Raw genomic sequence first — 14,766 nt, 5'->3', positions numbered from 1 at the left:
ATTTTTTATTATATTTTTCTTTAGCTGTTCATTTTTTATGAATATTTAAAAATTCTTTGTCGGCTTTTTTGCAAAAAAGTCCCCCCACTCTTTGCCTGCGCAAGTACGCCCTGGTGCGGGGGCAGCACCATGTTTTAAGCATTTCTTGGTGGTTTGTTGAATAAGTGCTGGGGAAGCTAAAAAAGTAAGTAGTTTAAAAATATACGCTAGTATGTCTTGTGGGGGGGTACAGGTGTGTTATAATGCCAAAAGATATTGCTTATGTAAATAAATATAAAAATGTGATTAAAATTATAAACTGGAAGTGCCGCCAAGTGAAATTTTTACATATTTTTTATTTGTTTACGCAATCTGTAAGGAGTGAATTATGTACGACGAAACGAAACTAAGTAATGTTGGCTTTCGGATCCGTTTTTTTCGTATGGAAAAAAGCATCAGCCAAAGCGAGCTGGCCCAGCAGATCGGTATCAGCCAGACCCACCTCAGCAACATCGAGTGCGGACGGGTACAGATCGGCCTGAAGCTGCTGCTGCGGCTGGCCAATTTGCTGCAGCACCGCCTAGACGAATTTTTTGACGTGCCGGCGGCAGCTGCCCCTGCACCACAGGGCAGCTATACGGCAGCGGATTTCACTACCCTGCTTGAGCTGCTGGCACAGCTGAAACCGGCGGCGCCGGTGGCAGGCAGCCTGACAGGGGCAGAACAAAGACTAACAGTGAGCCGAAGGATGAAGAAAGAAGGAATGGGAAACAGATGAGTAAAAGAGATATGCGTGCCAAAAAACTGCTTTTGGCAGTGCTTTTAGCCATGAGTGTGCAAAGTTATTATGCAGCTCCGGCCTGGGCAGCAGAGGATGGACAGCTTGCCGGGCAGACCGATACTGTGGACGGAAAAGGGCAGAGCGATGGCACCACAACGCTTGCTGGGGACGAAGCAGAAACTGTAAGGAAGACAGATACGAAACAAGAAGCCGATGAGGCTCTTACTATTATGGGTTACAGTGTCAATACCCTTAATGCTGATGACGAGTATGGCGTGATGCCGACAATCGTTGCTCCTGGTGGGAATCCAAATGCATATTGGGCAGGTACTAATGCTGGTGGCGAGTCAAGTGATGAAGCTGTTGGTATTGGTTACAACGCTAAAGCGACAAGTGCTCCGTATAGTGTACTTTTGGGTGCGTACAGTGAAACTACTGCCAAATATGCTGTAGCGCTTGGTTATAGTGCTAAAGGCAGCCACGAAAACAGCGTCGCTATTGGCGCTAACAGCACTACTACTGCAGTAGATCAGGTATCTTTTGGCAAATGGGACAGTACTACCAGTACATGGACCACAACCCGCAGTCTGGCCGGTATCAAAGATATTGAAATGGCAGGCGCATTGTATATTAATGGCATTGGGTTTAAAGTTGATAGAAGTAACGGTAATGTATCAATTACTGGGGAGAATACGAATAGTACAAAGAGTGTGGCTGTTGGTGTTGCTTCTGAAGCGTGGGATGAGGGTTCTACAGCGCTTGGTTATGGTGCAGCAGCGTTTAATCCTAACAGTGTAGCGATTGGTAGGGGTGCTAAGGCTTATAATACTGCTGAAAACAGTGTAGCCATAGGTGCTAATTCCATAGTCGAAAATGAATATGAAGTTAGTTTTGGTGACGCGGATACTGATTTATATCGTGATCTGATAAATGTTAAGGGTATTAAAATGACAGGCGCGATCACAGGCTTGACCAGCATCAACGGTGTGGACATCAATGATATCCTTGACGGAGGCAGCGTTGATCTGACAAATATCACAACAAACCTCGCAGTCAAAGCCAGCGAGGCAGCTGGTGCGGCAACTACTTTCAGCATTGACCACGCTACCGGCAACGTCATTACCGCAGGCAGCATCACAGCAGCCAGCGGCACTATCGGCGGCATTACCTTAAATAGGGGCTATTTGAATGGCGTCACCCACATAAACGGCGCAGTTCTGGATATGGAAAACGATAATATGGTCTTTGGTTGGGAGGCTTCTGCTTCTGGTTCTGGTTTAATAGCCTTTGGTAAGGAGGCTATTGCTTCTGGTTCTGGTTCAGTAGCTATTGGTGATTCAGCTGTTGCTGGAGATACGGGAAAGGACAGAGCTACGGCAATAGGCTCATGGTCTGGAGCTTATAGTGCTTATAGCACTGCAATAGGTGCTTTTAGTAATGTAGATGCTGAACGTAGTATGGCTTTAGGGTATATGGCTAGTGTTTATCAAGCCGTAAACAGTGTTGCCATCGGTACGGGCAGCAATACATTTGCTGATAACGAAGTTAATTTTGGCTATTATACTCTTAATGACGATGGTAATGTAGACATAAATGGTACTTATTACGGCCGCAGCCTGGCAGGTATCAGCAGTATCGATTTTATCGCCGGCGAATATGGAGATACGGGCGCGATCACAGGCTTGACTAAAGTCAACGATGTACATTTTGTGATTGATAAAGATAATGAAAATGTGGCTATCAGTGATGAAGAACCCTGGGGTACCAGTAGCGTTATTATCGGTATTGGTGCAGTGGCTACAACTAATGGCACTGCTATTGGTAATCAGGCAGAGGCTTTTAATGTGGATAGTACAGCAGTTGGGATGATGGCAAAAGCATCTGGTGAGGCTTCCATAGCCGTAGGTGTTTTGGCAGAGGCGGTTGGAGATAATGCTTTAGCTATTGGCGGCGGGGCCAATGCTGGGCATAGTGAGAGTGTAGCTATAGGTTATGATTCCACAACAAGTGCTGCTAATCAGGTAGCATTTGGAAAAATGACTGATCCTGCCACTTTTCGCAGCCTGGCGGGAATTAAGGATATAACGCTGACTGGCGCAGTAAACGGCGTTACTTTAGGAGTTAAAGGCGGTACTGCTGATGATAAAGATAATGTGCTTGTGGGCGGCGTTGACGTAACGGAACTGGGAACCAATATTGGCGGCATCAAGCGTACAGGTGCCGGTACTGACGTAAGTCCTTACGTGACTGACATCGAAGGTATCAAATTCAGCAGTGATGCTCTTGATCTTGGCGGCGTGTGGACAGAAAGTCTGGAAACTAATCCTGACGCTCCTGGCTTCAACATGACAAAATACACGTCTAATGGTAAAGGAGCGCTGAACGGTATAACCAGTATCAATGGTATGAATTTTCTCTATAATGGGTATAATAGTAACATAATCCTTGGTGCAAATGTTGACACAGTCGGAGCAAATACTATTGCCATCGGAATGGATGCTGTTGCTTCTGGCTATGAAGCAACTCTTGTGGGAAACAATGCTACTGCGTCTGGCGCTTTTTCTACGGCTTTGGGGAATTATGCCTCGGCTACGAAAATGGAGGCTACTGCTATTGGCATATTTGCAGAAGTTGCTGGGGAGGAAAGTGTTGGTGTAGGTAGTAATAGCACAAACAGGGCTGATCAAACTATAGTAATTGGGGTAAGTGCTAATGTAAGTAATGCTGATTATAAAAGAAGCACTGTTATTGGAGCTTATGCTACTTCCAGCGCTAAATACGGCATTGCTTTAGGTGCCAAGGCAGAGGTTAAGCACGAAAACAGTGTCGCTATTGGCACAGAAAGTACCACAACGGCAGCAAATCAGGTCAGCTTTGGCGGCGCAGATGAAAGCAGCTACCGCAGTTTGGCAGGTATCAAAGATATTGAAATGACGGGCGCAGTGAATGGCGTTACTTTAGGAGTTAAAGGCGGCACTGCTGATGATAAAGATAATGTGCTTGTGGGCGGCGTTGACGTAACGCAGCTGCAGACTGACGTAGCAGGGAAGGCCGATAAAGCGACAACGCTGTCAGGTTATGGTATCACCGACGCTTATACCAAAGAAGAAGCTAACGTTAAACTGGCTGAAAAAGTAGATGTAAGTGCTTATAATACCAAAATGAGTGCTTTGGAGAGTGCCGATACAGATTTGAGCAGCAGAGCAACAGCTTTGGAAACGGCTGTTAACGATACTACAACTGGCTTGTCTGCTACTTATACGAAAGCAGAAGCAAATGCTGTGTCTATCGGCGAGCTGCAAACAGCCACCACCGGCATGAGCTACAGCGGTGCAGCAGGTGCGGAAATGACCACCTTTGCCGGCGGCGTGGCGGCTGCTAATTTACAAGTTGGCAGTAACTTTGGTGTAACTGCTGACGGCGCATTGACGGCGGCAACCATCAACGGCGTGACGATCACCGGTACTGACGCAGATAAGAATGCGACCATCGGCGGTTATAGCTTAAAAGATATAAGTGATGATATTGCCGGGTTGCAAACCAGCAGCGGCGGCAATGCCGGCGATATCAGCGATTTGCAGACCAAAACCACCAATATCAGTTACGATAAAGATAAAGCTGAAACGACAGTGGACGGCGTGGTGATCAAAGCCGGCAAGCTGGAGGAAGTAGTCAGCATCAACGGTATCAGCTTTGCCGACGGCAAGGTGGGCGGCGTAACTATCGGCGCAGCAGGCATCAGCGGTACAGATACTTTTAACGGTGTGCTGCTGCAAAAAGACGGCAGCAATTATACAGTCGGCGATGTTGACGTAACAGAGCTGAAAACAACGATCAGCGACAGCACTAATGGTTTGCTGAAACGTACGGACGATTTGGAAACAGCTGTTAACGATACTACTACAGGTTTGGCGACAACTAACAAGATCGCTACTGATAACGCCAGTGCTATCGGCGAGCTGCAAACAGCTACTACCGGTATGACATACAGCGGTACGGCAGGTGCGGAAATGACAACCTTTGCCGGCGGTGTGGCGGCGACTGTAGTGACGGCAGGCGAGTTTAAGCTCACCGGTACTGCTTTTGGCTTGAGCAGCGACGGCGCGTTGACAGCGGCCAGCTTTAACGGCGTGACGATCGATAAGAGCGGTACTAGCGGCGACGTCATCGTAGGCGGCATCAACCTGAGCCAGCTGAAAAATGACGGCGGTACTACCAGCGCCAATACTGCAGGTGTAGAACACAACGGCGGCACGGGTGCAGACAGTTATACTACGATTGAGGGCAGTACCAAAATCAACAGCGAAGGCATAGCTGTGACCGGTAAGGTAACTGCGACTGAGTTTATTGAAAACGGCAAAACGCTGGCAGAGATATATGCCGGTAAAGAAGCGTTTGAGGATGTATCGACACTGGTAGGTGACGAAAACGGCGGCCTGGTGAAAGCTACGGCTGATCTGCAAACGGTGACTACGGGCATGAGCTATGACGCAGCCAGCCAAAGCACTACTTTCAGCGGCAATTTTGTAGTGGGGGTTGCCGGCAGCGGCACCCATACCCAGATCACCGAAAGTGCCATTATCTTTGGCGAGGGCGGGAATATGCAGGTTACTGTCGATGCCAGCGGCATCCATGTAGGGAACGGCATCAGCACTTTTGCCGCTGCTGCAGGCGGCACGCATCTTGACCATGAAGGCCTGAAAACAGGCACGGTAACAGCAACCCAGCTGAGTGTGAATGGTGCGGCGATCAGCGGCAACGCTGCTGATGGTTTGAGCATTGGCGGCGTGAATGTGAATGACCTGGATTCTGATGTGACTGACTTGAAAAAAGCTGTAGAAAACATTCAGAATAACGGTACATCAACTGCCGATATGGCAGGTGTGACACGCACTGACGAGGATGGCGACGGCTTAAACGATACCACTACCATCGAAAGCGCTACCAGCTTTACTAAAGCGGGTATGAAAACAAGTAATCTGGAAGCAGCTACGGCAACTATTGGCGGCGTTCAGTTTGCTGCCAGCGGTGTAGTGACTGGCGTCAGCAGCATCAACGGCGTTACTTTCAGCAGCGATGGCAAAATCAACGGCGCTGTGATTACCAGCACCAGCTTTAACGGCGTGGATATCCAAGAGCTGGCTGATAAAGTAGACGGCTTAGGCTCCGGCGGTGGAAGTACAGGCGGCAGCACCGGTGGAAGTGGCGGCAGCAGTGACGGTTCAGGATTTTACGGTGATGAGCTTATCATCGCCAAAGGCGATAAAGACCAGACCACGATCAATAAAGAAGGTATTACCGTTGGTAAAAACAATTCCCATTCGATTATCAACGGCAATGGTCTGTATATCGGTGTGGGCAGCAGCGGCGATCTTGATGCTGCCAAGTTCAGTATCAATAGCAGCAGCGGCAAGCTGACCAGTAATGCGGGCGGGCATAGCTTCATTAACAGCAGCAACGGCGCAGAGTTCAGCAACAGCGGCGGCAAAACTACTATCACCGGCGGCAAGATCGAGACTAACGAATTATGGGTCGGCGGCAATAAAGTAAATGTATCCGGCGGTACTGTGGATAAGAATGATGCCATCAATAACCAGCTTTCCAACAATAAAGACGGTTACGATTATACAAACGGTTTTACCACTTCGGAAGTGGGCGGCACTACTCAGTCGGCGACCAAAGAATCGGATGCTAATAACGATAAGAAAGAAAAATGGGAGACCACCAATAATACTTCTGCCGGAGGTACCAGCATTACCACTACTAAAACCAGCACTAACAGTGCTGGTAAAACAACAGTGCAGAGCAGCAGTGTGAATACCAATGAGCACGGTATGACGGTGAGCAAAACCACTACCACTACAAATAAAGAGGGCGAAGAAGAGAAAAAGACCAGCAGTACGGAGATCAGCGGGGGCGAAGTAACTCTGCACCGTGAGGATGGCAGCCGCATCGAAGTGGGCAGTGCTATCGAAGGCTTGCAAAGCGATGTGCAGGCGCTGGACGGCAAGGTGAACCGGATGGGTGCCGAGATTAAAGAAGTGGGCGCATTGAGCGCTGCTTTGGCAGGCCTGCACCCGCAGCCTGAAAACGCTAACAGCCGTGCAGACTTTGCCATGGCCATGGGCAGCTATGAAGGCAAGCAGGCTTTGGCTGTGGGCGGCTTCTACCGCCCGGATAAGCGGACGATGCTGAGTATCGGCGCTTCGACTACCAGCAGCAAGCATATGATGAATATGGGCATCAGCATTGCCCTTGACAGAATGCCGGAGGCAGAACGCAAAGAGCAGGAAAGCAATGTTGACCTGTCGGCACGGATGAAGAAGCTGGAAGCCGATTACGAAGCGCGGCTGGCCAAAATGGAAGCGGCTTATGAAGCCCGCATGGAGCGTTTGGAAGCCAGATATGCCCGTATGCAGGAAGCTTATGAGGCTGAGCGGGAGCTGGAAAACCAGGAGCAGGCTGCAGGTGAAGCAGCAGTGGCAGCCGTTAAGGAGGAAGCTGCTGACCAAGAAGCTGTCGTTGCATAAACAGCAGTAAAAGTGTTAGAAAACTCTAAAGACTTGAAAAACTTAAAAGGCCGGGCTCCTGGAAAGGCGGCCCGGTAAATGATAAACCCAAAGGGAAGCTGCAAGTGTGAGCTTAAATACCTAATACAGATGATAAGAGGTAAATAACAGTGAAAAAAACAGTATTGACAGTAGTAATGCTGGTGGCTATGGCTATCAGCAGCGTGTGCATAGCAGCCGGTGATGGCAACGAGTTGAATAAACAGCAGCGTGTGGTAGATAAATTTGTGGCGGCGTTGGAAGCACCGGCAGGCAGCGGCTTGGCCCAGCTGCAGGGAGATCTGGCGCCGGGTCTGCAAAGCAAGCTGACTGCAGGTAATTTTGCCGAGCTGCAAAAGCAGCTGCGGGAAAAATTTGGCAAGCAGAAGGAAGTAAAATTTGCTTCTTTTGAGCGTTTTGACCAGGCAGACCGTTTGCTGTACCTGATGGGTTATAGCCGTCAGCAGGTGGTGCGCGCGGCGTATGTGTTCGATAAGGACGGCAAGCTGGCCGAGTTTGTGTTTGTACCGGTAGAGATCGAGGCAGAACAGAAATAAAATTGTTGTTTTAAGGCATAAAATTACATACATAAGCAGTGCGAAAGCACAGATCTGATTTTCAGATCTGTGCTTTTTTGTGTTCTTAGAGGGTTTGTAAAGGTTCCCAGTTGCAAGACCATCGAACAAAAATTTTTTTAAACTCGAACAATAATGTCTTGCGGGGGGGACACGTGTGATATAATACGTAAAATTCTTCTAGTTTAACTTTTAATTTTAACGAAATATAAATCGCTTGATTAAAAGTTTTTTATCTTTTGGGAATAAAATAAAAGTTAAAAATCAGGCGGGCGTTGATTTGGGCTGAAAAATTATTTTGGGCACAGCAGAAATTTGTGTGCAGGTTTTTCACAGCCGGAATAAGCGTTACCTGACCATGAGGGGAACATGGAAAGAAAGGATGGGTTGAAATGTTAAAAAAGGACTTGGCAAGAGCCGTCGCACTAAATTTAAGGGCGACGGCTCTAAGCGGTGGCGTTGCAAGGGGTTTATTGGCTGCGTCATTTATTTGTGCGGGCAGTTTTGGGGTTATGCCGATGGCGGCAAGTGCCGCGGTATATACTCCGGGGCTGATCACGGATACTGATGCTGCTGTTCTTGTCTGGGGGCAGCATTTGTTTGAAGAGGGCGAATATACGATCAGCAATGCCAACAATAATACTTTGAATGTAACAGTCGGCGATACGGGACTTATCAGGATCAATAACGGCGAAAAGCTGGTGGTCAATGGTAATCTTAATATCCATCAGCAGGGGCTTTCTTCTATCTATACCTTTGGTCAGCAGGTAGAAAAGGGCGGCGAGATGGTGGTCAACGGCGATTTTTACTGGCTCAATGATATTTCGTCGCATGTTAATGGAGCGCTGCGTGAGAATTTTAATGTAGCCGGCAGAGCTGATTTTAATGGTTCGGTGACGATGATCGATGATAATGATTCGATCCCGTCAGCTTCGCAGACTACTTTTCAGGCTATTGACGGCGGGTTGATCAATGTAGCTGGCGATGCTTATATTTATAACCGTGTCGGCAATTATATCACCAGCGGCGCTAACGCTGTGTACGTAAAGAACGGCGGCATTATCAATTTCAATGGCAATACGACAAGGATCATGGCGGTCAGCAATGAGCCTGACGCTATCAGCGCTAAAAATGATACCAGCCATGCTTTGAGTAAAACCCAGGTCAATATCAATTCCAAAACTACCCAGATCCTTGGTTCTATAGATTTGGCCGGGTTTGGCAGTGTCAATGCGGTGCTGAGCGGTAAGGATTCATACTGGTATGGTGATGAAAAGAATGCCGGTTATTCTATTTTCCCAACTACGGGTACTTTGAATATAACTGTTAAGGATGGCGCTGAGTGGGGGTATTTTGGTGACAGCAGTCATTATTCGCAGGGTAAGGGCGTAACGGCTCTGACTTTGGAAAGCGGCGGCATCGTCAATCTGTATGACGATTATCTGAAGCAGGAATGGCATAATTACGGCTTGGATTCGGTGTACAGCAGTATCAACAATGTGAAGCATGATTATGTTTATATTGGCAATTTGAAGGGGCAGGACGGTATTTTCCAGCTGGACCTGAATTCCAGTGATAAGAGCCAGAGCGATATGATCTATATCAAAAACGCGACTGCCGGTACGGGCGAACATTCGATCCAGGCGTATGCGACGGACGATTTTTCGGCGATCAGCGCAGATAATACCCTGCGTTTTGCTACAGTAGGGGCTGGCGCAGCCAATAAGATAACTTTTAAGGATTCGGAAAATATTTACGGCAAGAGCCTGTGGGATTACGAGCTGCTGATCGGCAGTGAAGATTATGATGTGAGCGACCCGGAAAATGCGGTGTATAACGATAAAGCTGCGGCGAATGCAGAGGTGAACAGTATTTTGGGCAACGGTGCCAAGAACTGGTTTATTTATGGTTATCAAAGGTCGCAGACTGTTAATGCCCAGTCGCTGATCGCAGTTAATGATGCTTTGTATGCTACGTGGATCAACGGCAATAATACTTTGCGTAACCGTTTGGGCGAGCTGGATTACCATACGGATAAGCATGGTATGTGGGCCCGCGTTTATGGCGGCCAGCTGAAGGGCGACAGCTTTAAAAGCAGCTATCACACGTATCAGATCGGTTATGATGCGGCTTTTGCCGATAAAGACGGCAAGCAAAGCGGCGTCTGGTACGGCGGCGCAGCTTTGGAATACAGTAAAGGCAATGCCAGCTATACTGCCGGTAATGGCGATATGGATATGGGTGCAGTGGCTTTGTATGCTACGAAAAAAGGTAAATACGGCGATAACGTGGATATAGTTTTGAAGCATGGCAAGCTGAAGGGCGATATTGATACTTACGGCAGGATCACCGACAGCGGTGATTTTGATACCAGGGCTACCAGCCTGAGCTTTGAGTATAACAAGCGGCTGACGCAGAAGGACGGTTTCTTTATCGAGCCGCAGGCACAGTTTACTGTGGGACATATCGACAGTACGGAATATACGACGAAGAACGGCACTCGTATCAAATATAACGGCATGGACAGCGCTATCGCCCGTTTGGGGCTGGCAATGGGCCGCGATTTTGAGCGAGGCAATGTGTATTTAAAGGCTTCGGCGCTGCATGAGTTGGGTGGCCGGGGTGAGGTAAATATGCTGGCGTCAGACGGTTCCAGTTTGAGCGAGAGCAAGGATTATGGCGATACCTGGTTTGAGCTGGGTCTGGGCACGAATTGGCGTACTGGTAAGAACAACAGTGTTTATCTGGATATCGAGCGCAGCTTTGGCGCGGATATCCAAAAGCAGTGGCAGATCAATGCCGGGGTGCAGTTTCAGTTTTAAGGGACTTTGAAAATAAAATAAAAAGCGAGAGGGTTGAACAGGATGCAAAGAAAAGAGTTGGAAAAGGCTATTGCAATGAGTTTGGTATTAACAGCGTTTAGCGGCGGCGTGGGGACCGCGGCAGCTGTGTACCATGATTCTGCGGGAACGTATAATGTGGGCGCGCAGACTGTTACTGATGTAAAGAATAACGCTTTTCCCGGTTATATGCCTGGTTATCTGGCAACGGCTGATGCGGCTGTCAGCGGTAATGGCGCCGGTGTAGTAATGAATGTCAGCGGCGGTGCTTTTGGGGTCAATATCGGCAGCAGCTATAACACTGGTTTGGATGCCCACGGTATTGGCGCTTATAACGGTGCGGAGATCAATTTTGCAGCCGATACGACGTTGTCGGTCAATAATGCCGCTACTCATACAACGTTTGATAATCATGGCATCGTAGCAGGGACGGATTCGGTGATCAGGATCGATTCGTCGGCTGTTGATATCACTGTCAGCAACGGCAGTCATAACAGCGGTCTGCGTGTTTATAAAAATGGTCAGATCATCGTCAGTAATCCGCTGATAATGGACATCACTGCCGGAACTGCCGGCGGCAGCGGAGCTGCTTATGGCATTGCTGTCGATACGCATCTTGGCGAGGCAGGGGATGCCGGTCATGTAGAGACCGGTGCAGTAAAGATGACGATCAATGGCGGCAGCAGTGCGGGTGAGTATGATGCAGGCATTGCTGTAGAGCAGAGCGGTAGTTATACTGCTAATGATACGGTTGATATTACTGTGAGCAACAGTGCTAATGGCGGCCGTGTTGCCGGTGTCCAAAACCGTGGCGACGGTGCCGTGGTGATGCAGGATGTGAAAATAGCAGCCAGCAGCAGCGGCAGCAGTGAAGCTTTTGGTATTTATAATTATGCCGGCGGCAGCTATAACCTTAAAAATCTTGATATCACTGCGTCCAGCACCGGCGGGCAGGTCGTGGGGATCGCCAATATCAGCAGCGTTTCCGGTAAGGTATCGTCTTTTGAAGCTGCTGATATCACGATGGAGCTGCAGGGTAACGGCAGCGAGGTCTATGGTATCCAAAATGGTCTGGATAGTACGAATGCTTCTGATTTTAAAGCAGGCTCGATCAATATCAAGGCCGACAATAATGGTAATATCATTGGTATAACTAACAAGGTGGGCAGTACTTTCAGCGCTGGGGACATCGTGATCGATGGTACTGGCAAAAGTTTTATGTTTGGTATTGAAAACCAGACTGCCAATCAGATGGGGCTGGAGAATGTTACAGTCAAGCTGACGAAAAAGGATAGCGGTGGCGGTTCTACGGCAGGTATGCATGGAATATCGAACCCGTATATTGATTTTGCAGCTAAGAATACAACGGTGATCCTGGATAATACCAAGGGCACGGATAAGACTACCGGTATCAATGTCGGCAGCTATAAGGCTGATATCGACGGTGATCTGGGACTGGATATCAAGGGCAATACCGGCGATGTCGTGGGTGTTAACGGTACAGCTGAGGTTACCGGCGACGTGAACGCGATATTGAGCGGTGGTGGTAATGTTACCGGCATTAATGGCGCGGCTGCTGTTGATGGTAATGTAAATATGAAGCTCGATGGTAAGAATAATACTTACGGTATCCTTGCCGGCAGCGGCGCTGTCACGATCGGCGGTGATGTGAATATGGATATAACCACTGCCAATGGTTCTGTAGGCGGCATTTCAACTACCGGCGCTATCAAAGTAGATGGAAATTTGAATGTCAATATTCATGATACGTATGCGCCGATCAGGATGGCTGCTGTATTGGGCAACGTGACTGTGGCGACTCATATTGATATTGGCGGCCTTAACAATAATATTAATGTTGATGGCAGGAGCCAGTTTATGGAAGGTTTGTACAGCGGTGTGAAGCTGGCTGATAATTCGGTAACCAATATCAGTCTCAAAAACAGCGAAACTGCATTTTATCAGACCCAGGGTATTTATGACCGCGATGATAAGGGCTTCAATTTAGGGGCGAACGCTGTTTTGAATGTTGCAGTAGAAACCAGCGGCCAGCAAAGTTTAGGCGCCGGTAATTCTGACGGTACTTTTGGCCTGCTTCTGACCAATGTCAGAGCAACGGAGTCGGTCTCACAAGCAGGTTCACAAATCAATGTGAATGTAAAGGGCAGTGCCGTCAATGCTTCGGGTATTGCCGGTACGGTTGGTATCAGCGGTTCTATCAAGGCTGCAGGTGATGTAAATGTTGTTGTCCAAAGCGAGGACGGCATTGGCTTGCGGGCGCGCGCTGTTGACGAAATTGCTGAATATACAGGCGATGTGATCGTCACTACTAATAAGGGGACTGCTGTTGGTACTGTAGGAAATGGCAATGCTAATTGGAATGCGTCTATTACGATCGATCCGGCAACTGGTAAAAAAGTACAGTTGACAGGAGATGTCAAGCATTTTCGGGATATTAGCGGCAGCAGTGATTTAACGAAAGGGTCTTCGATCGATATCAGCTTTAAAAATGCGGCTTCGTTCCTGACCGGCGCCAGTTTGGGAGCCAACAATACTGACAGGACGACCAGTCTGTCTTTTGACAATGGTTCACTGTGGAATATGACAGGCGACAGTGTGGCGACGAAGCTGGTGAATAATAATGATGCTACTATAGATATGACGCAGGGCGCCGATACTTTGGCGGTAGCAGAGTATCAGGGCGACGACGGTAATTTTATCATGGATACGGATCTGGGCAGCGAAACTGACGGCGATAAGATCACTATCGGCACAAAAACTACTGCCGGTGTAACTTATATCCAGGTTAAAGACGCCAGCTTGACGAACGGTCTGGGTGAGGTGACAGGTGTGAAAAACCTGCTGCTGGTAACGGACAACAGTGCCGAGCAGGCGGCACAGTTTGTAGGTAAGGAGCTTAATGCCGGCGGTTTGTGGGATGTGACGCCGACGATCGAAAACGGTCTGGCGGCTTTAGATGCTAACGGTAATCCTGTGGGTACAGTCAACGAGTGGTATTTGACGAAGATTGCGAAAAAAATCAATAATGATACCAGTGTTTTGCTGGATGCAGGCGATAACAGTTATGCTTTGTGGCGTAACAGCAATGATACCCTGCGCAAACGTCTGGGCGACTTGCGTCACCGCAGCAACCAGACTGACGGCGACGGCTTGTGGGCCCGTTATACCGGCGGCAAGTTTGGCAGCGGTAGTTTTGACAGCCATTATAATATGTACCAGCTGGGCTATGATAAAGCAGATAATGCCAAAAGCACCTATGGTTTTGCTTTGGAAAGAGGCACAGGGCGTGCTGATTACAGCCTGGGCAGCGGTAAGGACAAGCTGTTTGCCGGCAGCCTGTATGGCACCTGGTATGGCGAGCACGGTAACTATACCGATGTAGTTGCCAAAGCAGGCTTGTTTGATACAGATATCAGTTCTTATGGTGATTATCCTGATAAAGCAAATAATAAAAATCACGCTTACAGTTTGAGCATCGAATATGGCAAAACGATAGAGCTGAGCAAAGAACGCGGCGTCTTTATCGAGCCGCAGGCGCAGTTTATCATGGGCCGTTTGAGCAGCAGCAGCTATACGACAGACCGAGGCAACCATGTTTATATGGGCGGGGTCAACAGCTACATCGGCCGTTTAGGCTTTGTGCTGGGTCAGAAAACGTCGGAGAACAATGATGTGTATTTCAAGGCTAATCTGCTGCATGAGTTTGGCGGTGACCGCGATATTTATATGCGTGCCGCTAACGGCGAGACCTTGAGTGACAGTCGTGATTATGGCGATACCTGGTTTGAGCTGGGGCTGGGAACTAATGTCAAATTAGGTAACAGCAGCCATTTCTATGGTGATATTGAACGCAGCTTTGGCGCCGATATCCAGAAAAAATGGCAGATCAATGCCGGTGTACGGTTTGAGTTTTAAGTGAGCACTGTGTTTTTCCTTTTGTTTTTCAACAGGGTATAGCAACCCTTGCCCTGTTTGAAAATATTCCCTTAAAAAGCCCGGTCTAATGGCCGGGTTTTTTACTT

Annotated in this window: 5 protein-coding genes; all 5 read left to right on the top strand. The window is 48.3% G+C overall.

Annotation, left to right across the window (positions count from 1 at the left end; genetic code table 11):
- The first annotated feature begins 367 nt into the window (after positions 1 to 367).
- The 5 genes from Q4G98_RS05585 (at position 368) to Q4G98_RS05565 (ending at position 14,659) form a co-directional block, all read left to right on the top strand.
- Positions 368 to 757 carry a helix-turn-helix domain-containing protein gene (locus tag Q4G98_RS05585; RefSeq protein WP_177561536.1) on the top strand — a complete coding sequence of 130 codons (390 nt, stop codon included), beginning with the start codon at positions 368 to 370 and terminating at the stop codon, positions 755 to 757.
- The gene (locus Q4G98_RS05580; protein ID WP_301961885.1) at positions 754 to 7,290 is read left to right on the top strand and encodes a YadA-like family protein; all 6,537 of its coding nucleotides are present in this window, start codon (positions 754 to 756) and stop codon (positions 7,288 to 7,290) included. The genes Q4G98_RS05585 and Q4G98_RS05580 overlap by 4 nt, the downstream gene beginning before the upstream one ends.
- A 149-nt stretch (positions 7,291 to 7,439) precedes the next feature.
- Positions 7,440 to 7,865, top strand: a complete 426-nt coding sequence (locus Q4G98_RS05575) for a hypothetical protein (protein ID WP_298565498.1) — start codon at positions 7,440 to 7,442, stop codon at positions 7,863 to 7,865.
- A 410-nt stretch (positions 7,866 to 8,275) separates the two neighbouring features.
- Entirely contained in the window at positions 8,276 to 10,705 is a 2,430-nt protein-coding gene (locus Q4G98_RS05570; RefSeq protein WP_301961884.1) for an autotransporter outer membrane beta-barrel domain-containing protein, read from the top strand.
- Between the two features lie 42 nt (positions 10,706 to 10,747).
- Positions 10,748 to 14,659 carry an autotransporter outer membrane beta-barrel domain-containing protein gene (locus Q4G98_RS05565; RefSeq protein WP_301961883.1) on the top strand — a complete coding sequence of 1,304 codons (3,912 nt, stop codon included), beginning with the start codon at positions 10,748 to 10,750 and terminating at the stop codon, positions 14,657 to 14,659.
- Positions 14,660 to 14,766: the final 107 nt, after the last annotated feature.

The sequence above is a fragment of the uncultured Phascolarctobacterium sp. genome (genome assembly GCF_958349595.1).
Lineage (GTDB): Bacteria > Bacillota > Negativicutes > Acidaminococcales > Acidaminococcaceae > Phascolarctobacterium.
Note: the sequence above shows the minus strand (reverse complement) of the source record. Positions and strands in the feature narration are given on the sequence as shown.